At 70.8% G+C, this 26,179-nt stretch carries 28 protein-coding genes; 15 read left to right on the forward strand and 13 right to left on the reverse strand.

Annotation, left to right across the window (positions count from 1 at the left end; all coding sequences use genetic code 11):
• The first annotated feature begins 4 nt into the window (after nucleotides 1-4).
• A complete protein-coding gene (locus tag LWP59_RS00265) occupies nucleotides 5-655 on the forward strand; it encodes an NAD(P)H-binding protein (protein WP_144637260.1) in 651 nt (216 codons plus the stop codon).
• Here LWP59_RS00265 and LWP59_RS00270 read toward each other — a convergent pair.
• On the reverse strand, nucleotides 652-1,944 hold the full coding sequence (locus LWP59_RS00270) for a D-arabinono-1,4-lactone oxidase (protein ID WP_144637258.1): 1,293 nt from the start codon (nucleotides 1,942-1,944) through the stop codon (nucleotides 652-654). The two genes, LWP59_RS00265 and LWP59_RS00270, sit on opposite strands and share 4 nt — an antisense overlap.
• Before the next feature lie 83 nt (nucleotides 1,945-2,027).
• Here LWP59_RS00270 and LWP59_RS00275 point away from each other — a divergent pair, with 83 nt between their 5' ends.
• A complete protein-coding gene (locus LWP59_RS00275; protein WP_144637256.1) occupies nucleotides 2,028-3,215 on the forward strand; it encodes an amino acid deaminase/aldolase in 1,188 nt (395 codons plus the stop codon).
• A 41-nt stretch (nucleotides 3,216-3,256) separates the two neighbouring features.
• On the opposite strand, the gene LWP59_RS00280 is transcribed toward LWP59_RS00275, so the two are convergent.
• Nucleotides 3,257-3,877, reverse strand: a complete 621-nt coding sequence (locus tag LWP59_RS00280; RefSeq protein WP_186383186.1) for a TetR/AcrR family transcriptional regulator — start codon at nucleotides 3,875-3,877, stop codon at nucleotides 3,257-3,259.
• Nucleotides 3,878-3,998: 121 nt separating this feature from the next.
• On the opposite strand from LWP59_RS00280, the gene LWP59_RS00285 reads away from it, so the two are divergent.
• Both LWP59_RS00285 and LWP59_RS00290 read left to right on the forward strand, forming a co-directional pair.
• Nucleotides 3,999-5,267, forward strand: coding sequence for a GH1 family beta-glucosidase (locus tag LWP59_RS00285; protein WP_144637254.1), 1,269 nt, complete (start codon nucleotides 3,999-4,001; stop codon nucleotides 5,265-5,267).
• On the forward strand, nucleotides 5,264-6,511 hold the full coding sequence (locus LWP59_RS00290; protein ID WP_144637252.1) for an MFS transporter: 1,248 nt from the start codon (nucleotides 5,264-5,266) through the stop codon (nucleotides 6,509-6,511). The genes LWP59_RS00285 and LWP59_RS00290 overlap by 4 nt, the downstream gene beginning before the upstream one ends.
• A 317-nt stretch (nucleotides 6,512-6,828) precedes the next feature.
• On the opposite strand, the gene LWP59_RS00295 is transcribed toward LWP59_RS00290, so the two are convergent.
• Together LWP59_RS00295 and LWP59_RS00300 are read right to left on the reverse strand one after the other, a co-directional pair.
• Entirely contained in the window at nucleotides 6,829-7,239 is a 411-nt protein-coding gene (locus LWP59_RS00295; RefSeq protein ID WP_144637250.1) for a hypothetical protein, read from the reverse strand.
• Nucleotides 7,240-7,249: 10 nt separating this feature from the next.
• Nucleotides 7,250-7,579, reverse strand: coding sequence for a hypothetical protein (locus tag LWP59_RS00300; RefSeq protein WP_144637248.1), 330 nt, complete (start codon nucleotides 7,577-7,579; stop codon nucleotides 7,250-7,252).
• Nucleotides 7,580-7,867: 288 nt separating this feature from the next.
• On the opposite strand from LWP59_RS00300, the gene LWP59_RS00305 reads away from it, so the two are divergent.
• Both LWP59_RS00305 and LWP59_RS00310 read left to right on the forward strand, forming a co-directional pair.
• Nucleotides 7,868-9,250, forward strand: a complete 1,383-nt coding sequence (locus LWP59_RS00305) for a helix-turn-helix transcriptional regulator (RefSeq protein WP_144637246.1) — start codon at nucleotides 7,868-7,870, stop codon at nucleotides 9,248-9,250.
• A 28-nt stretch (nucleotides 9,251-9,278) separates the two neighbouring features.
• Nucleotides 9,279-10,181, forward strand: coding sequence for a phosphotransferase enzyme family protein (locus LWP59_RS00310; RefSeq protein ID WP_144637244.1), 903 nt, complete (start codon nucleotides 9,279-9,281; stop codon nucleotides 10,179-10,181).
• A 150-nt stretch (nucleotides 10,182-10,331) separates the two neighbouring features.
• On the opposite strand, the gene LWP59_RS00315 is transcribed toward LWP59_RS00310, so the two are convergent.
• The 4 genes from LWP59_RS00315 to LWP59_RS00330 all read right to left on the reverse strand — a co-directional run bounded on the left by LWP59_RS00315 (nucleotide 10,332) and on the right by LWP59_RS00330 (nucleotide 13,216).
• Entirely contained in the window at nucleotides 10,332-11,354 is a 1,023-nt protein-coding gene (locus tag LWP59_RS00315; protein ID WP_144637242.1) for a copper resistance D family protein, read from the reverse strand.
• Complete coding sequence (locus tag LWP59_RS00320; protein WP_144637240.1) at nucleotides 11,351-11,887, reverse strand: copper resistance CopC family protein; 537 nt, start codon at nucleotides 11,885-11,887, stop codon at nucleotides 11,351-11,353. The genes LWP59_RS00315 and LWP59_RS00320 overlap by 4 nt, the downstream gene beginning before the upstream one ends.
• Entirely contained in the window at nucleotides 11,888-12,622 is a 735-nt protein-coding gene (locus LWP59_RS00325) for a YcnI family copper-binding membrane protein (protein ID WP_144637238.1), read from the reverse strand.
• A 69-nt stretch (nucleotides 12,623-12,691) separates the two neighbouring features.
• A complete protein-coding gene (locus LWP59_RS00330; RefSeq protein WP_308431693.1) occupies nucleotides 12,692-13,216 on the reverse strand; it encodes a hypothetical protein in 525 nt (174 codons plus the stop codon).
• Between the two features lie 267 nt (nucleotides 13,217-13,483).
• Between LWP59_RS00330 and LWP59_RS00335 the strand changes: the two genes are divergently transcribed.
• Genes LWP59_RS00335 through LWP59_RS00350 form a run of 4 tightly spaced genes read left to right on the forward strand, consistent with a single transcriptional unit; the run spans nucleotide 13,484 to nucleotide 17,043 of the window.
• A complete protein-coding gene (locus LWP59_RS00335; RefSeq protein ID WP_144637354.1) occupies nucleotides 13,484-14,131 on the forward strand; it encodes an ABC transporter permease in 648 nt (215 codons plus the stop codon).
• The gene (locus tag LWP59_RS00340) at nucleotides 14,118-15,311 is read left to right on the forward strand and encodes an ATP-binding cassette domain-containing protein (protein WP_186383185.1); all 1,194 of its coding nucleotides are present in this window, start codon (nucleotides 14,118-14,120) and stop codon (nucleotides 15,309-15,311) included. Before LWP59_RS00335 ends, LWP59_RS00340 begins: the two co-directional genes overlap by 14 nt.
• Nucleotides 15,308-16,084, forward strand: a complete 777-nt coding sequence (locus tag LWP59_RS00345; RefSeq protein WP_144637236.1) for an ABC transporter permease — start codon at nucleotides 15,308-15,310, stop codon at nucleotides 16,082-16,084. Before LWP59_RS00340 ends, LWP59_RS00345 begins: the two co-directional genes overlap by 4 nt.
• Nucleotides 16,081-17,043: a glycine betaine ABC transporter substrate-binding protein gene (locus LWP59_RS00350; protein WP_144637234.1), complete on the forward strand. Its 963-nt coding sequence runs from the start codon at nucleotides 16,081-16,083 to the stop codon at nucleotides 17,041-17,043. The genes LWP59_RS00345 and LWP59_RS00350 overlap by 4 nt, the downstream gene beginning before the upstream one ends.
• Before the next feature lie 6 nt (nucleotides 17,044-17,049).
• Here the strand turns inward: LWP59_RS00350 and LWP59_RS00355 are convergent, their stop codons facing one another.
• On the reverse strand, nucleotides 17,050-17,514 hold the full coding sequence (locus LWP59_RS00355) for a DUF6474 family protein (protein ID WP_144637232.1): 465 nt from the start codon (nucleotides 17,512-17,514) through the stop codon (nucleotides 17,050-17,052).
• A gap of 83 nt (nucleotides 17,515-17,597) precedes the next feature.
• Here LWP59_RS00355 and LWP59_RS00360 point away from each other — a divergent pair, with 83 nt between their 5' ends.
• A complete protein-coding gene (locus LWP59_RS00360) occupies nucleotides 17,598-19,229 on the forward strand; it encodes a TM0106 family RecB-like putative nuclease (RefSeq protein WP_144637230.1) in 1,632 nt (543 codons plus the stop codon).
• On the opposite strand, the gene LWP59_RS00365 is transcribed toward LWP59_RS00360, so the two are convergent.
• Entirely contained in the window at nucleotides 19,226-19,984 is a 759-nt protein-coding gene (locus LWP59_RS00365) for an SDR family NAD(P)-dependent oxidoreductase (RefSeq protein ID WP_144637228.1), read from the reverse strand. The two genes, LWP59_RS00360 and LWP59_RS00365, sit on opposite strands and share 4 nt — an antisense overlap.
• 154 nt (nucleotides 19,985-20,138) lie before the next feature.
• Here LWP59_RS00365 and LWP59_RS00370 point away from each other — a divergent pair, with 154 nt between their 5' ends.
• Entirely contained in the window at nucleotides 20,139-21,437 is a 1,299-nt protein-coding gene (locus tag LWP59_RS00370) for a UDP-glucose dehydrogenase family protein (RefSeq protein WP_144637226.1), read from the forward strand.
• Here the strand turns inward: LWP59_RS00370 and LWP59_RS00375 are convergent.
• From LWP59_RS00375 to LWP59_RS00385, 3 genes are read right to left on the reverse strand one after another with little or no spacing between them, the layout of a single operon-like run.
• Nucleotides 21,434-22,309 (reverse strand): VOC family protein, encoded by an 876-nt coding sequence (locus LWP59_RS00375; RefSeq protein WP_144637224.1) that lies wholly within the window; start codon nucleotides 22,307-22,309, stop codon nucleotides 21,434-21,436. The two genes, LWP59_RS00370 and LWP59_RS00375, sit on opposite strands and share 4 nt — an antisense overlap.
• Complete coding sequence (locus tag LWP59_RS00380) at nucleotides 22,302-22,820, reverse strand: RNA polymerase sigma factor (protein ID WP_144637222.1); 519 nt, start codon at nucleotides 22,818-22,820, stop codon at nucleotides 22,302-22,304. The genes LWP59_RS00375 and LWP59_RS00380 overlap by 8 nt, the downstream gene beginning before the upstream one ends.
• Before the next feature lie 53 nt (nucleotides 22,821-22,873).
• Nucleotides 22,874-23,305, reverse strand: coding sequence for an MFS transporter (locus tag LWP59_RS00385; RefSeq protein ID WP_144637220.1), 432 nt, complete (start codon nucleotides 23,303-23,305; stop codon nucleotides 22,874-22,876).
• A gap of 97 nt (nucleotides 23,306-23,402) precedes the next feature.
• Between LWP59_RS00385 and LWP59_RS00390 the strand changes: the two genes are divergently transcribed.
• From LWP59_RS00390 to LWP59_RS00400, 3 genes are all read left to right on the forward strand, one after another.
• The gene (locus tag LWP59_RS00390) at nucleotides 23,403-24,221 is read left to right on the forward strand and encodes a helix-turn-helix transcriptional regulator (protein ID WP_144637218.1); all 819 of its coding nucleotides are present in this window, start codon (nucleotides 23,403-23,405) and stop codon (nucleotides 24,219-24,221) included.
• 110 nt (nucleotides 24,222-24,331) lie between these two features.
• A complete protein-coding gene (locus tag LWP59_RS00395) occupies nucleotides 24,332-25,390 on the forward strand; it encodes a sensor histidine kinase (RefSeq protein ID WP_144637352.1) in 1,059 nt (352 codons plus the stop codon).
• Nucleotides 25,387-26,052 (forward strand): response regulator, encoded by a 666-nt coding sequence (locus tag LWP59_RS00400; RefSeq protein WP_144637216.1) that lies wholly within the window; start codon nucleotides 25,387-25,389, stop codon nucleotides 26,050-26,052. The genes LWP59_RS00395 and LWP59_RS00400 overlap by 4 nt, the downstream gene beginning before the upstream one ends.
• The last annotated feature ends 127 nt before the right edge of the window (nucleotides 26,053-26,179 follow it).

The following is a 26,179-nucleotide window of genomic DNA, read 5'->3' on the forward strand; positions in this document are numbered from 1 at the left end:
TGACATGCGAGTCGTGATCGCCGGAGGGCACGGGAACATCGCACTGCGCCTGGCGCGGCAGCTGGCCGCGAACGGCGATCAGGCGGTGGGCATCATCCGCAACCCCGCGCACGCGGCGGATCTGCGGGACTCCAGCGCCGAGCCGGTCGTGCTGGACCTGGAGAGCGCCACCACCGACGAGGTGGCGGAAGCGCTCAGGGGTGCCGACGCCGCCGTGTTCGCGGCAGGCGCGGGCCCAGGCAGCGGAACGGCGCGGAAGGACACTGTGGACCGCGGCGCGGCCGCCCTCTTCGGCGCGGCGGCCGAGCTGGCCGGCGTCCGCCGGCACGTGCAGATCGGCTCGATGGGCGTGGGCCGCCCGCCGCGCCCGGGCACGGACGAGGTGTTCGCCGCGTACCTGCGGGCGAAGGAAGCCGCCGAGGAGGACCTGCGCAACCGGGACCTCGACTGGACGATCCTGCGCCCCGGCCGTCTCACCGACGATCCCGCCACGGGTGAGGTCCACCTGGCCGACTCCGTCGACTACGGCGAGATCTCCCGCGAGGACGTCGCCTCGGTGATAGTCGCGATCCTCGAAGAAGGGCGGACGTTCCGCCGCACGCTCGAAGTGGTCGGCGGCAACACGCCGATCGCCGAGGCGGTCGCCCGGATCTAGCCGAGCACGCGGTCGAGATACGGATTGCCGAAAACGCCCGCTGGGTCCACTTCCCCGCGCACGCGGACGAAATCGTCGAAATGCGGGTACAGCTTCCGCAGTGCCGGCGCGTCGAGGTCGTGCATCTTCCCCCAGTGCGGCCGCCCGCCGACCTCCGCGCCGATCGCCGCGAAGCCCGCGAAGTACTCCCGGTACGGCATCCCGACGAACTGGTGGATCGCGATGTAGGCCGAATCCCGGCCCTGCGCGGTGGAAAGCCAGATGTCGTCCGCCGCGGCGACGCGGACCTCGACCGGGAACGCGACCGGATCCGCCAGCCGCGGGACGAGCGCTCGCAGCTCGGAGAGCACGTGGTGCACGGCCTCCCGCGGCACCGCGAACTCCGACTCGAGGAACCGGACTCCCCGGTGCGTCACGAAAACCCGATGCGAGTCGTCGCAGTAGTCGCGCGCCGACAGCACCGCCGAGGCGAACCTGCCCAGCGGCCGCACCAGCCGCGGTGCCGTGCGGCCGATCCGGCACAGGGTGCCGAACGCGACGTTCTCCATGATCTCGTAGTCGACGAACTGCCGGACCCGGCTGAGCGGCCTGCGCCCGGTGCCGGTCCGGTTGTTCCGCTTGACCAGCGCGTTCCGTCCATAGGGGAACCAGTAGAACTCGAAGTGGTCGTTCTCGGCGGCGAACTCGTCGAACCCCGCCAGCACCTGCGCCAGCGGCTCCGGCCGTTCCTGCGCGGACAACACGAAGGACGGTTCGCACTGCAGCGTCACCTGCGTGATCACCCCGAGCGCACCGAGCCCGACGCGGGCGGCGTCGAACAGCTCCGGCCGCTCCTGCGCGGAACACGTCACCACCGAACCGTCCGCGAGCACGAGCTCCAGTTGCGTGATCTGCGTGGCCAGCCCGCCGAGGCGCGCGCCGGTGCCGTGCGTGCCGGTCGAGATCGCGCCCGCGATCGTCTGGGCGTCGATGTCACCGAGGTTGGTCATCGCGAGGCCGAGTGCGTCGAGTTCGGCGTTGAGCCGCCGCAGGGTCGTGCCCGACCGGACGGTGACGCGATGGTTCCCGGCGTCCATGGCGGTGATGCCGGCCCACTCGTTCAGGTCGATCGCGTCGGATTCGGCCACCGCGATCGGGGTGAAGGAGTGCCCGGACCCGCGAGGGCGGATCCGCCGGCCGTCGGCGGCGGCAGTGGCCACGACCTCGGCGATCTCGGCCGCGCTGCGTGGCGTGTGCACGCGTTGGGGGTGGGCGGTCGCGGTGCCCGCCCAGTTCGTCCACCGGTTCATCGCTTGCCCGTTCGTGTCGGAATGGGAAGAACGTAAGTGAAAGATATTCGCTTTTCAAGGTCTGTTGTCGTACCGTACTTCGCATGACCACGCCGAGCGCGGCCGCGTACGACCAGGCCACGAAGGATCTCGAGCCGCCGCTGGCCGTCGTCGACCTCGCCGCGTTCGACGCCAACGCCGAGGACCTCGTCCGCCGCGCGAACGGGACGCCCATCCGGCTGGTGAGCAAGTCGGTCCGCTGCCGGTACCTCATCGAGCGTGCGCTGGCGAAGCCCGGGTTCGCCGGCCTGATGTGCTACTCGCTGGCCGAGGCGCTGTGGCACGTCGAGCAGGGCACGAGCGACGACATCCTCGTCGCGTACCCGACCGTCGACCACGCGGCGCTGCACCGGCTCGCCGCCGACGAACGCGCCCGGACCACGGTCACGATCATGGTCGACTCGCCCGAGCACCTCGACGTCGTGGACGCGGCGGCCGGGCACGAGCACGCCGACATCCGCGTCTGCCTCGAACTGGACGCGTCGTGGCGGCCGCTCGGCCTGGTGCACGTCGGGACCCGCCGCTCGCCGGTGTTCTCCGTGCGCCAGGCCGCCGAACTCGCCCGGACGATCGTGGCGCGCAAGGGTTTCCGGCTCGCCGGGCTGATGGCCTACGAGGGACAGATCGCCGGTTTCCCGGACGCGACGGGTTCGCGGACCGACCCCGTGGTCCGGTGGATGCAGCGGCGGTCCGCCCGGGAGCTGGCGCGCCGCCGGGCCGAGGCGGTGCGCGTGGTGCGGGAGATCGCCGAGCTGGAGTTCGTCAACGGCGGCGGGTCGGGCAGCATCGAGACGACGAGCGCCGAGGACGCGGTGACCGAGGTCGCCGTCGGTTCCGGGCTGATCGGCTCGACCCTCTTCGACGGCTACACGCGGTTCCACCCGCGGCCTGCCGCGCTGTTCGCGCTCCCAGTTGTCCACAAGCCCACCCGTAGTATCGCCACCCTCTTCGCGGGCGGATATATAGCGTCCGGGCCCCCCTCGGCGTCCCGGTTGCCATCGCCGTACCTGCCTGCTGGGCTGAAGCTGCTCCCGATCGAGGGAGCGGGCGAGGTGCAGACGCCGGTACGCGGAAAAGTGGCCCGTGACCTGCGGTTGGGCGACCGCGTGTGGCTCCGGCACGCGAAGGCCGGGGAGCTCGCCGAGCGGTTCACGCACTACCACATCGTGGTGGACGGGCGGGTCGAGCGGACCGTCCCGACCTACCGTGGCGAGCGGCAGAGTTTCGGCTAGCGGGAAGTCCACATATCCACAGGCCTGTGGACAACTGGGGACTACTCGCCGAGCCTGCTCGCGAGGTACAGCTTGATCACGTGCTTGGTCTCGTCGACGATCTCCTGGTCGCCCTGCGGGTCGCGGTGGAAGGCGAACTTCAGCAGCGCGTCGGCCATCTCGATGGCCACCGCGATCGCGAGCGACAACTGCTCGCCAGGAGTGTCGATGTACTTGCGGACGAGCTCGGTCAGCGAGTCCGCGATGACCTTGTTGTTGTCGCGGCTCTCGTCCAGCAGCTGACGGTCCACGACGTCGCCGAAGTGCACCTTGGCGAAACCCGGCACCGACCGGTGCATGTCCAGGTAGATGTCGAGGATCGAGTCGACGACGTCCCACCAGTGCGACGGGTCCTCGCCGGCCAGCCGCTCGTTGGTCGAGGCCACGAACCGGTCGAGGTTGCGCTGGGTCAGTGCCTGCACGACGGCGCGCTTGTCGGGGAAGAACTGGTACAGCGAGCCGACGGCGACCCCGGCCCGCTTCGCGATCAGCGTGGTGGTCAACGCGTCGTAGCCGACCTCGTCGATCAGCTGTGCGCTGGCGTCGAGCATCTGCTCGACGCGCTTGGCACTGCGCTGCTGCACGGGCCGCCGGCGCAATGGGGTCGCCTGGGTGTCCGACACGTTGTGCTCCTCCTGGTGCTGCTGAACTGCGACTTTAGCGCGGCGAGACGCTTCCCCCCGGTCGAGGGAACGGCTATTGTATGAGAACTTTTCATGTTTCCTGGGCGAAAGGCGCGCGCCAGTGGAAAACTTGATCTTCCCGCCGGACTTCCTCTGGGGAGTGTCTACCTCAGCGTTCCAGATCGAGGGCGCACCGCGCGAGGACGGCCGGGGACCGTCCATTTGGGACGATTTCGGCACCGAGCGGGCCGGGGAGGCGACCGACCACTACCACCGGTACCGCGAGGACGTCGCTTTGCTGGCCGAGCTCGGCGTCGGCGCCTACCGGATGTCGTTCGCCTGGCCGCGGATCCAGCCCGAGGGCAGCGGAAAGCCGAACCAGGCCGGGCTCGCGTTCTACGACCGCCTGCTCGACGAGGTCTGCGCGGCCGGGATCGCGCCGGTCGGCACCGTCTACCACTGGGACACCCCGCTCGCGCTCGAAGACGCGGGCGGCTGGCTGATCAGGGACACCGCGCAGCGGTTCGCCGAGTACGCCGCGATCCTCGGCGAGCGTTTCGCCGATCGGGTGAAGATGTGGATTCCGCTCAACGAGCCGATGGTCACGACCGTCTACGGCTATGCGGTCGCCGAGTACGCGCCGGGCAGGACGCTGCTGCTCGACGCGATCCCGACCGCGCATCACCAGCACCTCGCGCACGGCCTGGCGGTGCAGGCGCTGCGCGCCGCGGGTGCGGAGAGCGTCGGCACGGCGAACCACCATTCCCCGGTCTGGCCCGCGAGCGGCAGCGAAGCCGATCAGGCGGCCGCCGACTGGCTGGACGCGCTGCTCAACGGCCTGTTCGCCGACCCGGTGCTGACCGGCCGATATCCGGACGAACTGACCCCGTACCTGCCGGCGACCGCCGCCGACGACCTGCCCGTCATCGCGCAGCCGCTCGACTTCTACGGCGTCAACTACTACGAACCACAGTGTGCCGCCGCGCCGGGAGAGGGCAACCCGTTGCCGTTCGAGCTGCGCCCGATCGAGGGATTTCCCCGCACGAGCAACGATTCCCCGATCGTGCCGGATGCCTTGCGGGAACTGCTCATCCGCTTCGCGCAGCGGTACGACCTGCCCCCGGTGTACATCACCGAAAACGGTTGCAGCTTCGACGGCGTGCACGACCCCGAGCGCATCGACTTCCTGACGCGGCACCTGGCGGCGCTGCGGGCGGCGATGGACGCCGGCGTGGACGTGCGCGGGTACTTCGTCTGGTCACTGCTCGACAATTTCGAGTGGTCGAAGGGCTACGCTCCCCGCTTCGGTCTCGTGCACGTCGACTACGGGACCCAGCTCCGCACGCCCAAGGACTCCTTCGCCTGGTACCGGAAACTGGTGAGCCGATGACCGACACCGATCTGCCCGCGGCGCTGGCCGAACCCGTCACCCGCGTCCGCGGCGGCTGGACGAGCCTGCTGTTCGTCGCGAACATCGGTCTCTGGCTGGGGATCTACGCACCGATCCAGGTGCTGCTGCCCGAGCAGGCGGAGCTGCTCGACTCGGCGAACAAGGAGCTCGTGTTCGGCGTGGTCACCGGGGTCGGCGCGGTGGTTTCGCTGTTCGCGAACCCGCTGGTGGGGCTCGCCTCGGACCGGACGAGGTCCCGCTTTGGCCGCCGGCATCCGTGGACGCTGCTCGGCGCGGTGGTCGGGGCGCTCGGGCTGGTCGTGCTGGCGCTGGCGGGCGACGTTGTCGCGATGACCATCGGCTGGTGCGTGGTGCAGGCCGGGCTCAACGGAATGCTCGCGACGCTGACCTCGGCGGTGCCCGACCGGGTGCCGGTGGAGCAGCGCGCGCAGATCGGCGGGCTGGTCGGGATCAGCCAGATGCTGGGCACGGTGCTCGGCGCGGTGGTGGTGACCGTGCTGGTCACGAGCCTGCCGGGCGGTTACCTGGCTTGCGCGGTGGTGGTGGTGCTGGGCGCGCTCGCGTTCGTGCTGCGGACGCCGGACCTGTCGTTGCCGCGCGGCTGGCGGCCGTCGAACCGGTGGCGGGAGGTGCTGGCGGAGCTGTGGGTCTCGCCGCGGGCGCACCCGGACTTCGCGTGGGCCTGGGGCTGTCACTTCCTGATCAACCTCGGCAACGCGCTCGGCACGTTCTACCTGCTGTTCTTCCTCAAGGACGCGGTCCACTACCCGGACCCGGACACCGGGCTGCTGATCATGATGGGCCTGTACGGCGCCGCGTTGATCGTCGGCGGCCTGACAGTCGGGTGGCTTTCGGACCGCTCGGGTCGGCGGAAGCCGTACGTCTGGCTGGCGGTCCTGGTGATGGCGGCCGCGGCCTTCGTGCTGACCGGCTGGCAGACCTGGCCTGCCGCGCTGGTCGCGTCCCCGCTGCTGGGCGTCGGGTTCGGCGCGTACTGGGCGGTGGCGCTGGCGATCCTGACCCAGGTGCTCCCGGCCGCGCAGGACCGCGCCAAGGACCTGGGCGTGGTGAACATCGCGAACCTGCTGCCCCAGGTGATCGCCCCCCTCGCGGCGACGGTGATCCTTGCCAACCTGGGCGGCTACCCGGCGCTCTTCGCCGCCGCGGGAATCGCGACGCTGGCAGCGGGAGCGCTGATCACCGGGGTGCGGAGCGTGCGCTAGCGCCTTCGGTGCCGCTGGTCGAAAAGCATCGCGCCCCAGCGCTCGCCAACGCGAGGAACTCGCACCGTGGGGGTTGGGGGCTCGGCCCCCAAAAATCATCCGGCCCGCGGGACCTGCGAAGCGAGCGAGTAGGGATGGGCCCGCGGGCCGGTACCGGTCGGGGGAGGGGAGTGCAACGGCACCGGCCCGCGGAGAATGCGGGGTCGCAAGGTGTGATCTGCAAAATCACATCGAGCGACCATGTTGATCAACATAGCGTCGGAGGGGACTGTCCGCTAGAGAGTGGAGCTAAGTTTTCGCGATTAATCGACCAAAGGTCAGTGCGCTGCGACCTGCGGTATAAGCGCGTGACGGCCCGTGGTCTCGGCCTGGGTCGGCTTGGCCGCCGCCCGGTTCTGGTTCGGCACCGTCGGCACCGTCCGGCGCCCGGAGCGGCGCAGGTCCTGCTGCGGGGCGAGGCCGCCGGCGACCAGGTGCTCGTGCGCGACCTGCCAGACCGAGCAGGGCGCCTTGCAGCGGTGCCAGCGGGTCGAGCAGGTGGGGCAGTCGCCGCGCTCGTCGGGCTCGTGCGCCAAGAGCATGGCGCGCCAGCCTTCGGTCAGCCGGGGCAGCTCGGAGCGGGCCACGGAGACCAGCGAGTCGGTGTCAGCACGGGTGGCGAGGTCGGCGAGCATGTCGAGGCGTTCCCATACCGCATTGCGGAGGACCTGCCCAAGGATCTGATCCACGAAAACCCACTTACCTTTCCGTCAGCTTCGCAGCTTCGTTGAGCGCCGCCCGCAGTTGGCCCAGCTGGCCCGCGGTCAGTCGCGCCGTCTCCCCGGGCGGCCCCACCAGCACCACCTGGCCGTCCTGGACGAGCACCGTCACACAACGTTCCCGATTGATCATGTCGCCGCACTGCACGCGCCACACCAGCTGGCCGCTCTCGTACCGGCGCACCTGAGCGGCACGTGGGTCCGTGACGGCCGGGACCGCCGAGCGGGCCGCCGTCCTCATCGGCCCGACGTGGTGGTGGTGGGCCTGGGCGGTCGCACGTGCTGCCGGGATCGAGTCCATGAACTCCACCGCGTCAACTCCGCTCTGTCGGGTCGGGCTTCCTGTCGTGCTTGTCGTTGCTCTGTGTGATCGCGGGGTGTGCCCGCTCGCTCACGGAGAACTGAGAACTAGATTGCGATGAACCAGAGCGGAAGAGAAGCCGAACCGGCGTCACAGCGGCGACCGGCCCGCGTTCCACGGTGAACGGTCGGGATAGTTCGCCCGGGCTGATCAGGCTCGGCAAAAGGGCCTTTCGCGCGGTTGAATGAGAGTGCCTACGCTGCGAATCGACGCCCGAGGTGACGGTGAGGGGGCGCAATGGACGCCAGTAACGCTGCGGATGCCCGGCAGGGCCACCCGATCAGCTCTGATGTCTGGGACAAGCGGGAGATGCGGGAAGCGCTGGCCGCGCGGGAGATCAGCGCGGTCTATCGCAACCTCCGCAAGGAGGGCATCTCCCAGCGCCAGATCGCCGCGCTCACCGGCCAGTCACAGTCCGAGGTCTCGGAGATCCTCAAGGGACGGCAGGTCATGGCCTATGACGTGCTCGCCAGGATCGCCGACGGGCTGGGGGTCCCCCGTGGATACATGGGCCTCGCCTACGACGAGGCCACCGAGATTCAGGTCGTCGGCGCCGCCGACGAGCAGCAGGCTGAGGAGGACGAGTCCGTGAAACGGCGGAACTTCCTCGCGCATGCCGCCCAGGTCACGATGGGGGCGGCGGTCTTCGGATCGTCTCCCCAGGCATGGGGGGCGAGCCCCGCGAGGACGCCGGCACCTGGGCACATCGGGATGACCGACGTGCGCCAGGTGGAGGCAGCGACGAGAGCGCTGCGGGCACTCGATTACCAGTACGGCGGCGGGTTCTGCCGCGACGCCGTGGTCGCGCAGCTGTCCTGGGGACAGCAGATGCTGGACTCCTCGGCGACCACCCCGGTCAAGTCCAGACTGTTCGTGGCGCTCGCCGACCTGCACAGCCTTGCCGGCTGGACGTCGTTCGACACCGGGCTGATGGACTCCGCGCGCGGGCATTTCGCGAACGCACTGGAGCTGGCCAAACAGGGCGACAACAACCCGCTGGTGGCGAACATCCTGTACCGGATGGGCCGCGTCTACCTGCACCAGGAGGCGCCGAACGACGCGCTGAAGCTGTTCCAGCTCGGACAGATCGCCGCGCAGGAGTCCGGCTCCGAGCTCGCCATCGCCGTGCTCGCGGCGAACCAGGCGTGGGCCTACGCGATGATGCAGAACGAGGACCAGGCGCTGAAGCTGCTGGGCCTCGCCAAGGACGAGTTCGCCAGGGCGAACCTCGCCGAGGCGGAGGACTGGGTGAAGTTCTTCAACGAGACCGACGTCTACGCGATGATCGGCACCGTGCACACGGTGCTCGCGCGCAACGTGGACCAGAAGCACACCAAGTACGCGATCCCGGCGCTGACCAGGGCGATCGACGCCTACGGCGAGGACATGCAGCGCAGCAAGACCTTCAACCTGAGTGCGCTCGCGACCAACCACCTGCTCGAAGGCGACATCGACCACGGTGCCCGGGTCGGCCGGGCCGCGCTCGACGCGGCCGAAGGACTCAAGTCGGCGCGCATCAAGGACCGGATGGAGCCACTCAAGGAAGAGGCGGAGAAGCGGAAGAACAACCCGGACGCGCGTGACCTCGCCGAGCGTCTCGGCCTCTTCTTCGCCGCCTGAACCTGCCGCGAAAGGTGGGTGCACGACCATGCCTGCCGCGACCCTCGATGGCCGCTTCACCAGGGAAAAGCTGGCTGAAGCGCTGACCGGCGCCGCCGCGCTGCTCGGGCTCGACCCGAGCGGCGCGCGGCTGCTGCGGTTCACCAACAACGCCGTCTACCAGCTGGCGGGCGCGCCCGTCGTGCTGCGCATCGTCGGCTCCCGTGCGCTGCGGCACCGGGCGGACCGGGCCGTCGCCGTGGCGCGGCACTTCGAACGCCACGACATCCCCGCGATCCGCCTGCTCCCCGGCGTCGACCAGCCGCTTTCCGTCGGCGAGCACGTCGTCACGGCGTGGGTGCACGTGCCGCCCACCGGTCGGCGCGCCACCGCGAAGGACCTCGGCCGGCTCCTCCGGCGCGTGCACGAGCTGCCCGCGCCGGACGGCGTCGGCGAGTGGGACCCGCTGGGCGACGTGCGGGCGCGGATCGCGGACGCCGAGGAGCTGCAGGCCGCTGACCGGCGGTTTCTCCTCCACCGGTGCGTCGAGGTGGCCGCCGCGCTGGACGACCTCGAGTACCCGCTGCCCCGCGGGCTGATCCACGGCGACGCGCACCCCGGCAACGTGATCGTCGGCCCGGACGGGCCGGTGCTGTGCGACTTCGACTCCTCGTGCGTCGGCCCGCCGGAATGGGACCTGACCCCGCTGGCGGTCGGCCGCGAGCGGTTCGCCGACCCCGCGGGCCGGTACCGGATGCTCGCCGATGTCTACGGCTTCGACGTCACCGCCTGGGACGGGTTTCCCGTGCTCAGGGAGGCCAGGGAGCTCAAGCTGACCACGAGCGTGCTGCCGATCCTGCGCAGCCATCCGGAGGTCCGCGCCGAGCTGCGCCGCCGGCTGACCGATCTGCGGACCGGGCGCACCGGCGACCCATGGGCGCGCTACCGCTGACCACCGGGTGAGATCGCGCGGTGACATTCGCCGATCGCAAGTGACCGTTCGTCGAGTGTGCAAATGCACGTGCACTGAGTAATAAATTCGGCTCAGCTAGTCACCCTGAACGGTCTAATTGCCACTCGCGAGGTGCAAGTTGCGGCTACGTCAGGTTACCGGCGCCCGGGTCAGGACCACGGCGAAACCGAAAGCCAGGCCCATCACCGTCAACTCCAGGCTCGCCCACGCGGCGAGTGCCGTCCGCTCGTGCCGGACGATCCGCGGCATCAGCCGCCAGCGCAGGTTCGCGCCGAGGACGCCGATCCCGATCGCGCACAGCAGCTTGAGCAGCACCAGCCGCCCGTACGCGGTGGTGAACAACGCAGGCCAGAAGGCGATTGTCGGGTTGACCAGGAGCTCGACGGCCGCGTTGAACAGGCCGGTCACCACCGAGAGCACCAGGCAGAGCGTGGCGAGCTTGGAGAACCTGGGCAGCGCGTGGGCGAGCAGCGTCCGGTTACCGAGCAGCAGCACGGCCATCGCGCCGAGCCCGCCGGTCCAGGCGACGGCGCTCATCACGTGCAGTTCCATCGAGATCATCGTGTAGTCGTGGTAGTTCCAGTTCGACGCGTGCCCGGTCACCGGCAGTGGCAGCAGCGCGAACAGGCCCAGCCCGACCCGCACCTCGGCGGGCACCTTCTCGCCGTGCCGCACGGCGAGCACGCCGAGCCCGGCGTGCGCCAGCGCGAGCACGGCGACGACGAGCAGCGCCTTGCCCGCGCCGATCTGCCCGACGTAGCTCCAGATGTCGTCGAAGCTGATCGTCCTCGCCTTGGGCTGGAACTCCGCGGTCTGCAGCACGAGCGTGACCAGTGCCGTGGCCGCCCACACCAGCGCGCTCGCCACGGCGGCGGGCCGCGCCAGCGCGAGCACCGGTTCGGTCAGCTTCGGCCGGTCGTAACCGACGAGCACCGACAGCAGGCCGAGCCCGATGGTGGTCACGGCCGCCAGGTCGAGCAGCACGCGCACCACCGGGATGGCGACCGAGACCACCTCGCTCACGTCGGTCACGCCCGGCACGGGGGTGGTCGTGGTCAGCGCGACCCCGACCAGCACCCCGGCCAGCGCCGCCGCGACCGCGGCGACGAGCGTCGAGTACCGCACGGGCGAGGTGGTCCCGGCCTTCGTCACGGCCTCTTCTCCCGGCCCGTCCGCAGTGCGAGCGTCAGCCCGATCGCCAGCAGGACGACCGCGCCCAAGATCCACACCCAGACCGGGACGCCGCCGCCGCCCGAACCACTGTCGGACTGGGTGGCGGCGCCGGTGGCCGCCCCGGCCGTGGCCGGGGTGCCGTTGCCGGCCTTGGTGAGGGTGAACGTGTACTCGCCCTCGACCGGGTGCCCGTCCGCGGACAGGATCCGGTAGCCGACCGTGTAGGTCCCGGCGGGACCGAGCGGCCGCACGGCGGCGGTGATCACATTGCTGTTGATCTCCACCGCGCCCTCGGCCCACTGCGACTTGTCCGGTCCGACGACCGAGATCTGGTTGATGTCACCGCCCTGGACCGGGGCGTCGAAGGTGAGCGTGATCTTGGCGGGCCCGGTCTCGAGCGAGGCGCCCTTGCCCGGGTCGGTCGAGATCAGCACGTTGTGGGCGAGCGCCGGGGTGGCCGTGCCGATCATGGCCGCCACCGTCAGCGCCAGCACCGCGAGTGCCTTGCGCATCTACTTCGCCGCCTTGCGGCCGCGCAGGACAGCGCCGCCGCCGATGCCGAGCCCGAGCGCGCCGACGACCAGCCCGGCGCCGCCGAGCCAGCGTGCCGTGCTGTCGGTCGAGCCGGCGGTCGCGGAGTCACCGGTGGTCGACGCGCTCATGGTGTGCGCGTCGTGCCCGGTCCCGGTCGACGCGGCGGCGAGCTGCACGGTCGGTGCCGGGTGCTCCGGCTCCGCGCCGCCGTTCTCCACCTGGTCCCAGTTCACGACCTGGCCGTCGTCGTAGGTCTGGATCGCGGGCAGCACCAATTCGTCGACATTGGACGGCAGAGTGGACGCGGAGATCTCGAACTCCTGGAACTCGGCGTCGCCCTTGGCGATCCCCGAGCCGGGCTGCGCGGTGAAGACGATCTTCGTGACCGGGTTGGTCACGTCGAGGTTCTTGCCGTCCTTCACCGGGGCGGGCAGCGGGGTCTTCACGACCTGGGCCGTCCAGCCCGGCACCGGCTTGTAGCGCACGGTGCTGATCGCGTACTCCGGCTTGAAGTCGACCTCGACCTTGTTCGTGCCGGCGTCCTCCTCCTCGTTGGGCACGCGGAAGACGATGGTGCCGCTGCCGCCCTTCTGCGGCTCGCTGCCGTAGATGTTCGCGGTCACGTGCGCGGACGCGACGCCCGCACCGAGAAGCCCGGCGACACCGAACGTGGCGGCCAGGACGGACGCGCGCAGGGCGTGGTTTTTCGACATGGAAGTTCCTGCTCCTGAACATGAGTACTGGACCGGCGCGGGGAGAGCGCCGGGTTGACGGGGGAAGGTTCAGGAGCAGGGCGGCGGGCCGCGCCGCCGGTGCACGCGCCGCAGCAGCACCGAGAGCGTCGGCGTGTCCGCCGCGGGCGTGACGGGGATCAGGACGGGAGCGCCTGCGACGGGTGCCGGCCGCCATACGACGGGCAGCAGGAGCCACAGGCCGGCGACCGCGAGCCGCGCCATCGACTCGGCGTGCGCGAGCAGGACCGCGGTGAGCACGGTCGCCACCGCGTGCGCGAGGTACATCTCCGGCCGCGGTGAGGTCATGTGCCCCATCAGCTCGGTGAGTACGAGGTGCATCGCCGTCTGCGCGACCCCGAGCACGGCCAGCACGCCGAGCGGGCCCTTCGTCTTCTCGGCGAGCGCCGCCCCCATCCAGCCGATGAGGACGGTGAGCAACAGGGTCAGCGCGGTGTCGGGCATGCCGCCGCCGGCGAGCGCGTGCGCGGTGATCGCGAGCCCGGCCGAGGACAGCGCGAGCAGTCCGCCACGCAGCCCGCGTGACACAGCGTGCTGTCGAGGGGCTCTGCTCACCCGCCCAGCGTAGGAGACCGTTCGGTGGGTTCACACGCCCGTCTCATGTGGTGAACGCAACGTTGGCACGGAACGTGAAAATTTGTGAAGAAAGGTTATGTTCCCTGGTCAGAGGCCATCCGATCAGGTGATCAACACCGTTGCGGGCCCTTCCGGAGGGTGGCCGAAGTTGCCCATTAACAAGGAATGAGGAACGGTGATCAGGCCATTGACCGGCTTCTCCGTTCTTCCGAACGGGTGAACATGACCGGGAGGGAGCCGCACCGCGTGAACCTGTTCGACTACGTTGCGGACCGGTGGAGCAGACTTTCGCTGCAAGCCTGGCTGCATGTCAGCGAAGTCGTGCAAGCCACCATCGTCGCCGCGGTGATCGGGGTGCTGATCGGCGTCGCGGTGTACCGCAGCCCGATCGGCTCGGCCCTCGCCACCGCGCTGGCCAGCACGATCCTCACCATCCCGTCCTTCGCGCTGATCGGTCTGCTGATCCCGATCGTCGGGCTCGGCGTCGCGCCGAGCGTCATCCCACTCGTTGTCTATGCCCTGTTGCCGATCGTGCGAAACACGATCGTCGGACTGTCCGGGGTGGACCCGGCGGTGACCGACGCGGCCAAGGGCATCGGCATGAACCGCTTCGGCGTGCTCACCCGCGTCGAGCTGCGGCTGGCCTGGCCCGCCATCCTCGCCGGGATGCGCGTCGCCACCCAGATGCTGATGGGCATCGCGGTGATCGCTGCCTACGCGAAGGGGCCCGGCCTCGGCTCCGAGGTGTTCTCCGGGCTGACGCGCGCGGGCAGCGCGAACGCCACCAACCAGGCGCTCACCGGCACGATCGGCGTGGTCATCCTCGCGCTGATCCTCGACGGCATCTACGTCATCATCGCCCGTTTCACCGTTCCGAGGGGTGTCCGTGTCTGAAACGATCGAAACCACATCCGGCGTCGAGGAAGGCGCCGGCAATGCTGTCTCCGGCGTGGAGATCCAGCTGGAGCACGTGACGAAGCGGTACCCGGGCACGCGGCAGCCCGCGGTCGAGGACGTCACGATGACCATCCCGGCCGGGAAGATCGTGATCCTGGTCGGCCCCTCGGGCTGCGGCAAGACGACCACGATGCGGATGATCAACCGGCTGATCGAGCCGACCTCGGGCCGGATCACCATCGGCGGTGAGGACGCGCTGAGCCTCAACCCGGACCGGCTGCGCCGCAAGGTCGGCTACGCGATCCAGCAGGCCGGGCTGTTCCCGCACTTCACGGTCGCGCAGAACATCGCCGTCGTGCCGGGGCTGCTCGGCTGGGACAAGAAGAAGGTCGGCAACCGGGTCGAGGAGATGATGGACCTGGTCGGGCTCGACCCGAAGCAGTTCCACGACCGCTACCCGCGCCAGCTCTCCGGCGGTCAGCAGCAGCGCGTCGGGGTGGCACGGGCGCTCGCGGCGGACCCCCCGGTGCTGCTGATGGACGAGCCGTTCGGCGCGGTGGACCCGATCACCCGCGGCAACCTCCAGGACGAGCTGCTGCGGCTGCAGTCCGAACTGCACAAGACGATCGTGTTCGTCACGCACGACTTCGACGAGGCCGTGAAGCTCGGCGACAAGATCGCGGTGCTCGGCGACCAGTCGAAGATCCTGCAGTACGACACCCCGGACGCGATCCTCGCGAACCCCGCCGACGACACGGTCGCCGGGTTCGTCGGCGCCGGCGCCTCGCTCAAGCAGCTCACGCTGCTGCGCGTGCGCGACGTCGAGCTCAGGACCGACGCGGTGACCGCGACCTACGGCGAGTCGCCCGAGGACCTGCGCCAGAAGCTGACAGAGCAGCGCAAGACCTACGCTCTGATCCTCGACGAGCGCAAGCGCCCGGTCCGCTGGGCGCACGTCCGCGACCTGCGCGCCGCGACCTCGTTGGCCACGGTCGGCAGGCCGCTCGGCGACCTGGTCAGCCTGCAGTCCACGCTGCAGGACGCGCTCGAGGCGATGCTCGTCGAGGGCGGCGGGGTGCCGGTCACCGGTCAGCGCGGCGAGTACGCGGGCATGATCGAGCTGGACACGGTGATGGCGACGATCCAGCGCCTGCGCGAGGAGCACGCCGAATCATGACCACCACCGTAGACACCGGTTTCTCGACCGAGTCCGGCTCGCGGCGCGCGGAACGCGGCCGGTTCATCGCCCAGCCGCTCGCCGTGGTCGTCATCGTCGGCGCGGTGCTGATCTGGGCGCTGAACCGGGACAACGACGCGATCGAGGCCACGAACCTCAACATCTCCACCCTGCTCGCCGACACCTGGGCGCACCTGCTGATCACCATCGCGGTCGCGGCGATCGTCGTCGTGGTCGCGGTACCGCTGGGCATGCTGCTGACCCGCAGGTGGGCCCGCCGGTTCGCGCCGGTGTTCCTGACCATCGCGAACATCGGTCAGGCCGCGCCGGCGCTCGGCATGATCGTGTTGTTCTTCCTCTGGACCAGCTGGGAAGGCTTCTGGTGCGCGGTGCTGCCGCTGGCCTTCTACTCGCTGCTTCCGGTGCTGCGCAACACGATCGTCGGCATCGAGGCGGTCGACCCGGCGCTCACCGACGCCGGTCGCGGCATCGGGATGTCCGGGGCCGGCGTGCTCTGGCGTATTGAAATGCCGTTGGCCGTGCCGCTCATCCTGGCCGGCCTGCGGACCGCGCTCGTCCTCGCCGTCGGGACCGCGACGCTGGCGTTCTTCGTCGACGGTGGCGGGCTCGGCGAGCTGATCGACACCGGGTACAAGCTCAACCGGGTCCCGGTGCTGATCACCGGCGCGGTGCTCGCGGTCGGCCTGGCACTGCTGGTCGACTGGGTCGGCGCGGTGCTCGAGGAGGTTTTCGGACCGAGGGGGCTCAAGTGAAGCATCGTCTGAAGGCGCTGCTGGGTGTCGTGTTGCTGGCTTCGTCGCTGACCGCCTGTGGTCTGGACGTCAACGCGGCCCTGCCGTACAAGGTGCAGCCGGGCTCGATCCGGCCGGTGCCGAGCCTCGAGGGGCTGAGCGTGACGGTGGGGTCGAAGGACTTCACCGAGAACATCATCCTGGCCTACCTGGCGGAACTCGCGCTGTCGGCGGCGGGCGCGGACGTCACGGACCTGTCGAACATCAGCGGCTCCAACAGCGCACGGCAGGCGCTGCTCAACGGGCAGATCGACATGTCGTGGGAGTACACCGGCACCGCCTGGATCTCCTACCAGGGCAACACCCAGCCGATCCCGGACGAGCAGCGGCAGTTCGACGCGGTCAAGGCGGCCGACGAGAAGCAGAACGGCATCACCTGGCTCGACTACTCGCCGCTGAACGACACGTATGCCTTCGGCACCAAGGAGTCCTACGCCGCCGCGCACAACCTCAAGACCAATTCGGACATGACCGCGTTCCTCAAGCAACACCCCGACCAGGCGGTGTTCTGCGTGGAGACCGAGTTCGCGAGCCGGCAGGACGGCATGCCCGGGGTGCAGAAGGTCTACGGGTTCCCGACGTCGAACGTCAAGACGTTCGGCACCGGCGCGATCTACTCGGCGGTCGCGAGCGGCAGCTGCAACTTCGGTGAGATCTTCACGACCGACGGCCGGATCGCGGGACTGAACCTGCGCGTGCTGGACGACGACAAGAAGTTCTTCCCGCAGTACAACGCGTCGGTGACGATGAAGCAGTCCTTCCTGGAGGCGCATCCGGCGCTCGCGAACGTGCTCGTGCCGGTCGGCAAGGCGATGGACAACAAGCAGATGATCGAGCTCTGCAAGCAGGTCGACGTCGACGGCAAGGACGCCGGTGAGGTCGCCCGGGACTGGATGATCTCCAAGGGCTTCATCAAGTGACCGGGGTCAGACACCCAGTCGCTTGAGGATCTGCCCCTCGAGTCGCTCCAGTTCGGCGCCCACCGCCTGGTGCGCGGCTTTGCGGCGGGACGCGGGCATGCGTTCCGCCGCCCGGACCGCGGCGGTCAGCTGGTGCAGGGTCGAGCGGGCGTCGGCGCCGAACTTGACGTCCTCGTTGCTCGCGCGCGGGGCTTCGATCAGCTCCGTGACAGCCTCCGACACCCCGGCGATGCGGGCGAGCAGCCCGGCGCCCCGACCGGTGAACTCGGGCAGCCGCTCGACGGGCACGCCCAGCTTGCGGGCCTGGTACCGGTCGTAGGCCTCGCGCGCGGCGCCGGCCGCGCGCACCGCGACGGGCGCCAGCACCGGCAACACCGCCGGCACGACGACCTTGGCCACGGAGACCGCGTTGCGGGCCTTCTTCGGCGTCAAACCCTTACCGGCGGACTCGGCGGTCTTCTTGCGTGCCATGGGATGAACTTACTGGTCGTGCCAAGTCCGGGCACGCCGGACGCGCGTCAGTTCTGTCGGAGGGTGCTTCTACAGTGGTTGATGTGGAAACAGAGGTGCTTCTCGATGCCGGGGCGGTGAGCCGCTGCCGGCGCCGGGTGCATCTCGAGGCCGACCCGTCGATGCGTGGCACCCGGCTCGCCCCGCCGGATCCGGCCGCCGAGCAGCGCATCGCCGACGCGGCCACGCACCGGATGGAGATCCGGCGGCGGCTGGTCGAGGCCATCCCCGGCGCCTGGGTGACGGTGCCGCGTGAACTGCCCGCCGACGAACGAGCCCGCATCACCGAGCAGGCGCTGGCCGACGGCGCCGGCTACATCTGGGGCGCGCTGCTGCCCGCCGATCGTCATGGCCACCGCCGTGGCGGCGCCGAGCTGCTCGTCCGCGCCGAAGGCGGGTACCTGCCGCTGCTCGTCGTGCGGCACCGCATCACCGACCCGGGCACCGGCGCGGTGACGACGGCGCCGACGGATCTCGACCCCGCGCACGCCCTCGTCGACGAGCAGCGCAAGGTCCGTTCGCAGGCGCGTGACCAGCTACGGCTCGCGCACCTGCGCCGGATGCTGGAGACACTGGGCCTCGCGGCGCAGCGGCCGCTCGGCGGGGTCATCGGCCTGGACGCCGACGTGGTGCTGTGGCACGACCTCGCCGCCCCCACCTGGCCCGGCGGCCGCAGCGCGCTCGCCGAGTACGACAGCCGCTTCGCCGACCGGGTCGCCGTCGCGCGGGCCGCGGCCACCGGCGGTCCGGCGCTGGCCGAACCGTCGCGGATCCTGGAGTGCCGCACCTGCCCCTGGTGGCCGACGTGCGAGGCGGAGCTGCGCGCGGTCCGGGACGTGAGCCTGGTCGTGCGCGGTGAGGACGCGGTGGAGCTGCGGCGCGCGGGTGTGTCCACGGTGGACAAGCTGGCGGCGCTGGACCCGGCCGACGAGCCGCCGATCGTCTGGACCTCCGGCACGTTCGCCGACGCCGTCGCGCTGGCCCGCGCCTGGCTCGCGGACCTCACCGTCGTGCGCCGGGTGCGCGAGGTGGCCGTCCCGCGCGGGGACGTCGAGGTCGACGTGGACATGGAGAGCTTCGGCGAGTCGGGCGCGTACCTGTGGGGCTGCCTGCTGTCCGGCGCGGACATCGGCATGACGCAGGGCTACCGCTCGTTCGTCACCTGGGACCCACTGCCGACGGTGGACGAGGCGCGGTCGTTCGCCCAGTTCTGGGCGTGGCTGTGCGAGGTGCGCGCCCGCACCGCCGCAGCCGGGCTGACCTTCCGCGCGTACTGCTACAACGCGATGGCCGAGAACCGCTGGCTGTTCGGCTCGGTGGAGCGCTTCGGCGGTCTCGACGGCATCCCCGGCAAGGGCGAGGTCCAGTCCTTTGTGGACTCCGACGAGTGGGTGGACCTGTTCCGCGGGGTGTCGGACCAGTTCCTGTGCGCCCGCGGCAAGGGGCTGAAGGTGGTCGCCCCGGTGGCCGGGTTCAGCTGGCGGGACCCGGAGGCGAGCGGCGAGGCGTCGATGCGCTGGTACCGCGACGCCGTCGGCATGGACGGCGCCGAGCCGGACGCCGGCCAGCGCGAACGCCTCCTGCGCTACAACGAGGACGACGTCCGCGCCACCCGCGTCCTGCGGGCCTGGATGTCCGGCCCGGCCAACGAGATCCCGTACATGGGCGACCTCTAGCGGGGCGCCATCCGGATCGAGCCGTCCATCCGGATGACCTCGCCGTTGAGGTAGTCGTGCTCGACGATGTCCACCGCCAGCTGCGCGTACTCGTCCGGGCGCGCCAGCCGCTTCGGGAACGGCACGCTCGCCGCCAGTCCCGCGCGGAACTCCTCGCTGACCGTGGCCAGCATCGGGGTGTCGACGATGCCGGGCGCGATCGTCGCCACCCGGATGCCGTGGGACGCGAGGTCGCGCGCGGCGGGCAGGGTCATCCCGACCACCCCGCCCTTCGAGGCGGAGTAGGCGATCTGCCCGATCTGCCCGTCGAACGCCGCGACCGAGGCGGTGTTCACGATGACGCCGCGCGCGTCGTCCGCCAGCGGCTCGGTCTTCGCGATCGCCTCGGCGGCCAGGGTGACGACGTTGAACGTGCCGATCAGGTTGACCTCGATGACTTTGCGGAACAGGTTGAGGTCGTGCGTGCCCTTCTTCGACAGGATGCGCGCGGACGGGCCGATGCCCGCGCAGTTCACCACGGTCCGCAGCGGCACGCCGGATCCGGCGGCCTGCTCGACCGCCGAGGCCACCTGCTCGGGGTCGGTCACGTCGGTCTCGACGTAGGTCACGCCGTCCACCTTCGGCGCTTTTTCGATCCCGCCCGCGAGATCGAGCGCGAACACCCGCGCCCCCTTCGCCGCGAGGGCCTGCGCGGTCGCCCCGCCGAGGCCGGAGGCACCCCCGGTGACGATCGCCGCCGTGTCCGTGATCCGCATTTCGTTCCCCTCTCACCTGGGCCGCACTGCCGGATGTCAGGTTAACGGCCGTTCGCACGCCCGCGGGGTGGCCCTCCTCACCCGTAGCGCGGAGTATTCGGGGCCGACCCCTGCAGTTAGCGCGGTCGTCAACTCCGGATGTCACCTTCGCAGCATGGGCTCAGCTCGGATCGTCGTCATCGGCACCGGATACGTCGGCCTCACCACCGGGGCCTGCCTCGCCGGCCTCGGTCACCAGGTCACCTGCGTGGACGTCGACGAGATGAAGGTCGCCAGACTCGCGGCCGGCCGGGTGGACATCCTCGAACCCGGGCTCGAAGAGCTGGTCTCCCGCGGCCTCGCCACCGGCCGGCTGGGCTTCGTCGTCGGCTCGCGCCGCGCCGTCGCCGATGCGCAGGCCGTGTTCCTGTGCGTGCCGACCCCGATGGGCGCGGGCGGCGCCGCCGACCTGCGTGCGGTCGAAGCCGTCATCGACGAGATCTCCGGCACCCTGCCCGCGGGATGTGCCGTGGTCACCAAGTCGACCGTCCCCGTCGGCACCGCCCAGCGCATCCGCGGCCTGCTCGGCCGCGCGGACGTGCCGGTCGTCGCGAACCCGGAGTTCCTGCGCGAGGGCACCGCGGTCGCCGACTTCCTCAACCCGGACCGGATCGTGGTCGGCTCGGACGACGAGCCCACCGCGCGCTGGGTCGCCGAGCTCTACGCCGATCTCGCCGCGCCGAGTGTGGTCACCGACGCGGCGAGCGCCGAGCTGGTGAAGTACGCGGCGAACTGCTTCCTCGCGATGAAACTGTCCTATGTGAACGCGGTCGCGGAGCTGTGCGAACGCCTCGGCGCGGACATCGAGTCCGTCACCGACGGGATGGGCTACGACCGCCGCATCGGCCGCTCGTTCCTCAAGCCCGGGCCGGGCTGGGGCGGCTCGTGCCTGCCCAAGGACACGCACGCGCTGGTCCAGGTCGCCGAGTCCGTCGGCTTCGACTTCTCCCTGCTGTCCGCCGCCATCGGCGAGAACATCGCCCAGCGGGACCGGATCGTCGCGAAGATCGCCGGTGCCGTCGGCGGCAGCCTCGCCGGCGCGCGGATCGGCGTGCTCGGGCTCGCGTTCAAGGCGGGCACCAACGACCTGCGCGACTCGCCGGCCTTGTCGGTGACCGCGATGCTGGCCGCGCACGGCGCCGAGGTGACCGCCTACGACCCTGCGGTCGGCGGCGATCTCCCCGGCATGCGCATCGTGGACGACCCGTACCAGACGGCCAAGGGCGCGGACGCGATCGTGGTCCTGACCGAGTGGGCCGAGTTCCGCAACCTCGACTGGACCTACATCGCCGACCTGATGCACGGCGACGCGGTCGTCGACACGCGGAACCTCCTCGACCCGAAGGTCGTGCTGGCCACCGGCCTGACCTGGCTCGGTCTCGGCCGCCCGCGCGCCCGCGTCCTGGCCCGTTAGGGCTGCTGGAGCAGGTAGAACTCGATGCCCTGGTTGTCCACGCAGTCCGCGGACCGGCCGTAGGGGTTCTGCTCCACTTCACCGGCCCGGCCGCCCATCTCGCGTACGCGGGCGAGTGCGGCTTCGATGTCGTCGACCGCGTACATCAGCTTCCAGCCGACCTGCCGTCCCGGCCCGCCCCACAACCCGCCGAACAGGCCGTTGCCCTCGAAACCCCAGGCGGTTTCGGTGCTGCCGGGCGAGAACTGCCAGCCGAGCACCCGACCGTAGAACGCCTTGGCCGCTTCGTCGTCGGGCACCTGGAAGGTGAAGTACACGGCTTCGCCGTGTCGTGCGCCGGTCCCGGTGGCCGTGCGCGGCGGAGCCTGCGAGATCAGCCACCGCTGGCCGAACGGGTCGCGGATCGCGCCGCTCACGCCGTGCCCGGTGTCGGCCACCGGCCGCAGCAACTCGGCACCGCGGGCCACCGCGCGCTCGACGGCATCCTCCACATCGGACAGTTCAATGCGGATGGACGCGCCGCCCGGCGACGCGACGTGGCCGATGTCCTCGAACTCGTCGGCCAGCATCAGCACGGCGTCGCCGATCGCCAGCTCCGCGTGCCCGATCCGGCCGTCGGGCATCACGATCGGCTCGGCCCGGCGGGTCGCGCCGAACACCTCGACGTAGAACTCCAGTGCCCGCCGTGCGTCGGGCACGGCCAGATACGGGGTCAGGGAATGCAGTTCGGCCCGTGCGGGCGACTCGGTACTGGTCATCTCTCCTCCATTCAGGACGGCACGCTGCAACCTCTCGCGTAGTTCGGCGGCGAACCGCGGATCGGGGTCGGCCGGGCGCACCGGCCGGCGGAGGGCGTCGAACGGATCAGTCATCACGGCCCTCCTTCTCCCGGTAGACGACGCGGAACGCGGCTCTGGCCCGTACCAGCAAGGCCTCCGTCGCGTGCACGGTCCGGCCCAGCAGCCGCGCGACCTCCGGCACCGCGAGGCCGTCGAGGTAGCGCAGGGTCAGCGCGGCCCGGTGGTGCGCGCCGAGTTCGGCGAGCACCTGCCTGGCGAGCAACGCGTCGAGCTCCTCGTCCCACGGGTCCACGGTCTCGGCCTCGTGCGCCAGCCGCAGCCCTCGCTCCTCCCGCTCGCGCCGCCGCCAGTGGTCGACCAGCTTGTGCCGGGCGACCCCGATGAGCCACGGCGTGCTCACCGGCGGCGCCCCCGCGTTCCGACAGGCGGTGACCGCACCGAGGAACGTCTCCGAAGTCAGCTCCTCGGCGACCACACGGCTCCCGCAGCGGGACAGCAGGTACCCGTAGACCTCCGGCAGCGCGTCCTCGTAGAGGTCGAGCAGCGCGAAGGCCGGGTCCGGTCGTACCCGCGGTTCGCTCACATCCCCATCGTCGTCCGGGGAGCCGGTTCTCCGACGGGTCGGCGCGAACTTTTTCAGCCGCGTGGGTCGGGCAGCCGCCGGGCCGCGAGCGCGACCAGCGCCGTCATGGCCGCCTGGACCAGCAGCACCGTGACCAGTGCGGTCGCCATCCCGGTCGTGCTCAGCGCGGCGAACAGGGTGCCGAGCGCCGCCACGCCGAGCACCGGCGAGGTCTGCTGAGTCGTCGTCAGCATCCCGCTGCCGACCCCGGCACTGCCCGCGGGCACCCGCGACAGGATCACCCGGAACAGCGTCGGCGCGGCCAGCCCCTGTCCGGCGCCGGTGACGAGCATGCCGGGTGCCAGGTCCAGGACATCGAGGTTCGGCCAGGCCGCCGGCACCGTCACCACCAGCGTCAGCAGGCCGAGCAGTTGCACGGACAACCCGAGGGGCACCACCCGGTGCCCGTGCCGGCTGACCAGCCGGCTGCTGAGCAGCGAGGCCACCAGGAACGCGACGGCCGCCGGGGTCAGCGCGAGCCCGGAGCCTGGTACCAGGTGTGCTTCATCCAGGTATTCGGACTACCTGGTACCAGCCTCCGCGGTGTGTGACAGTGGCGGCATCACCACCGCCGTGCGCCCGTCCGCAGACGTCGTCCGCCGCCGCGAGCGGATCGCGCCCGAGCAGCTCGGCCTGCCGGGTCGCCGGACCCCTGGCCTGCGGCGCGAGGAGGTCGCGCAGCTCGCCGGGGTCGGGGTCACCTGGTACACCTGGCTCGAACAGGGCCGCGACATCAACGCCTCCGAGCAGGTGCTGCAGGCCATCGCGAACACCCTGGGGTTCGACCCGTACGAGCGGGCGCACCTGTTCACGCTCGCCGGCGTGCCGGAGCCGGTGTCCGAACAGGAGTGCAAGGCGGTCACTCCGGAGATCCACGCGATGCTCGAAAAACTCGAGCCGTACCCGGCCGCGGTGTACAACGCCCGCACCGACATCCTCGCCTACAACCGCGCCTTCAACTGGCTGCTCGACATCGACCGGCTGCCGTTCGAGGAGCGGAACTCGGTGCTGCAGTGCTTCACCAACCCAGAGTGGCGGACGCGGCTGAAGGACTGGGACGACAGCGTGCCGCGGGCGGTCGCGCAGCTGCGCGCGATGATGGCCGAGCACGTCAGCGAGCCCGCCTGGAAGCAGCTGGTCAAGCGGCTGCGCCGGGAGTCGCCGGAGTTCGACGCGCTGTGGAACCGGCACGAGGTGCAGCCGATGCGCAACCTCACCAAGCGGATCGTGCGCCCGCAGGCCGGGCTGCTGTCGTTCAACTACACGCACCTGTGGTTCGGCCGCCACTCCGAGACCCGGATGACCACCCACGTGCCGGCGGACGAGGAGACCGAGCGGAAGCTGCGGCGGTACTGGTCGTAGCCGCGAAAGCCGCTTTCGGACGGACGCGCGGCGGGTTCGGGTGCCGTAGCTTCACAGGCGTGTGGCGAGTGAACCGGCATGTGGGCGACGTGCTGCTGACGGTCGTGCCGATGGCGTTCGTGCTCGGTGCGACGACGGCGGCCGCGCACTTCCAGCCGGGCGGCCACCGGCTCGACGCGCCAGGCTACGCCTGGCTCGCCGCGGCCGCGCTGCCGTTGCTGTTCGTGCGCCGGTTTCCGCTGCCGGTGTTCCTCGTCTGCTACGGCGCCGTCCTCGCGTACTACTGGTCGGACTACCCGAGCGGCCCGGCGCTGCTGCTGCCGACGATCGCGCTGTTCACCCTGACCCACCGCCGTGGCCCGCTGTTCGCCGGTGTCGCGGGGGTGGTCGCGCTGGCCGTCGCGGCCGTGGTGAGCCTGGCGACCGGCGGCACGGTGGTGGCGGACGCACGGGCGGCACTGCTCGTCGTGTGGCTCGCCGCGGTGCTCGGCATCGGCACGGCGGCGCGCAACCGGGCGGCAGCGATCCGGGCCGCCCGCGAGCGGGCGGCGGAGCACCAGTACCGGATGACCGAGCAGGAGCGGTTGCGGATCGCCCGCGAGGTGCACGACGTGGTGGCGCACAGCCTCGCGATGATCAACGTGCAGGCGGGGGTCGCCGCGCACGTGGCGGACCGGCGCCCCGAGCAGGCCGTCGAGGCGCTGCTGGCGATCAAGGAGGCGAGCGCCTCCGCGCTGGCCGACCTGCGGGCGACGGTCGCCGTGCTGCGGTCCGGGCAGGGCCTCGGCCCCGCGCCGAGCCTGCGTCAGCTGGGCGAGCTGGTCGAGCACGCACGCGCGACCGGGCTGACCGTGCGGGTGCACGGCTCGCCGGGCGAGCTGCCCGCCCCGCTCGACGGCGCCGCCTACCGGATCCTGCAGGAGTCGCTGACCAACGTCGTCCGGCACGCCCGCGAGGCGTCCGAAGTGGACGTCTCATTCGGACGGTCCAACGGCTCGTTCTCCATGCGGGTCAAGGACAACGGCCGCGACACCGGCCCGCCAACGGCGGGTAACGGCCTGCGCGGGATGTCCGAGCGGGCCGCCGCCCTCGGCGGGACGGTGCGGGCGCAGCGCGCCGATGACGGCTTCGAAGTCCGGGCGGAACTGCCCGTGGAGGAGGACCGATGACGATCCGGGTGGTGCTCGCCGACGACCAGGCTCTGGTCCGGGCGGGATTCCGGGTGCTGCTCGAGACCGAGGACGGCTTCGAGGTGTGCGGCGAAGCACGCGACGGTGGGGAGGCGGTCGAGCTGGTCCGGCGACACCGCCCGGACGTCGTGGTGATGGACATCCGTATGCCCGGTGTCGACGGCCTCGAAGCGACCCGCCGGATCACCGCCGACGAGGACCTGAAGGCCGTGAAGGTGCTGGTCCTGACGACGTTCGACATCGACGAGTACGTCTACGACGCGTTGCGCGCCGGGGCCAGCGGGTTCCTGCTGAAGGACACCGAACCGGTGGAGCTGCTGCGTGCGCTGCGCGTCATCGCCGACGGCGAGTCCCTGCTCGCCCCGACGGTCACCCGGCGGCTGATCGCGGAGTTCGTCGGCCGCCCGGAGAACCGGCGTGTCGACAGCGGCGCCGTCCGGCAGATCACCGAGCGGGAGCGCGAGGTGCTGGCGCTGGTCGCGGGCGGGCTGTCCAACGACGAGATCGCCGCGCACCTGGTGATCTCGACGGCCACCGCCCGCACCCACGTCAGCCGCGTCATGACGAAGGTCGGCGCCCGTGACCGGGCACAGCTGGTGGTGCTGGCCTACGAATCCGGCCTGGTCACGCCGGGCAAGTAGCTACTTGCCGCCGCGCAGCCCGGCCACGAGCCGCACCAGGAACACGACGGCCACCACGACGACGAACGCGATCTGAAGCCACATCCCGGGCCCCCTTCCGCACCCGATGCTCACCCTGAAAGGCGCA

This window comes from Amycolatopsis acidiphila (assembly GCF_021391495.1).
GTDB classification, from domain to species: Bacteria; Actinomycetota; Actinomycetes; order Mycobacteriales; family Pseudonocardiaceae; genus Amycolatopsis_E; species Amycolatopsis_E acidiphila.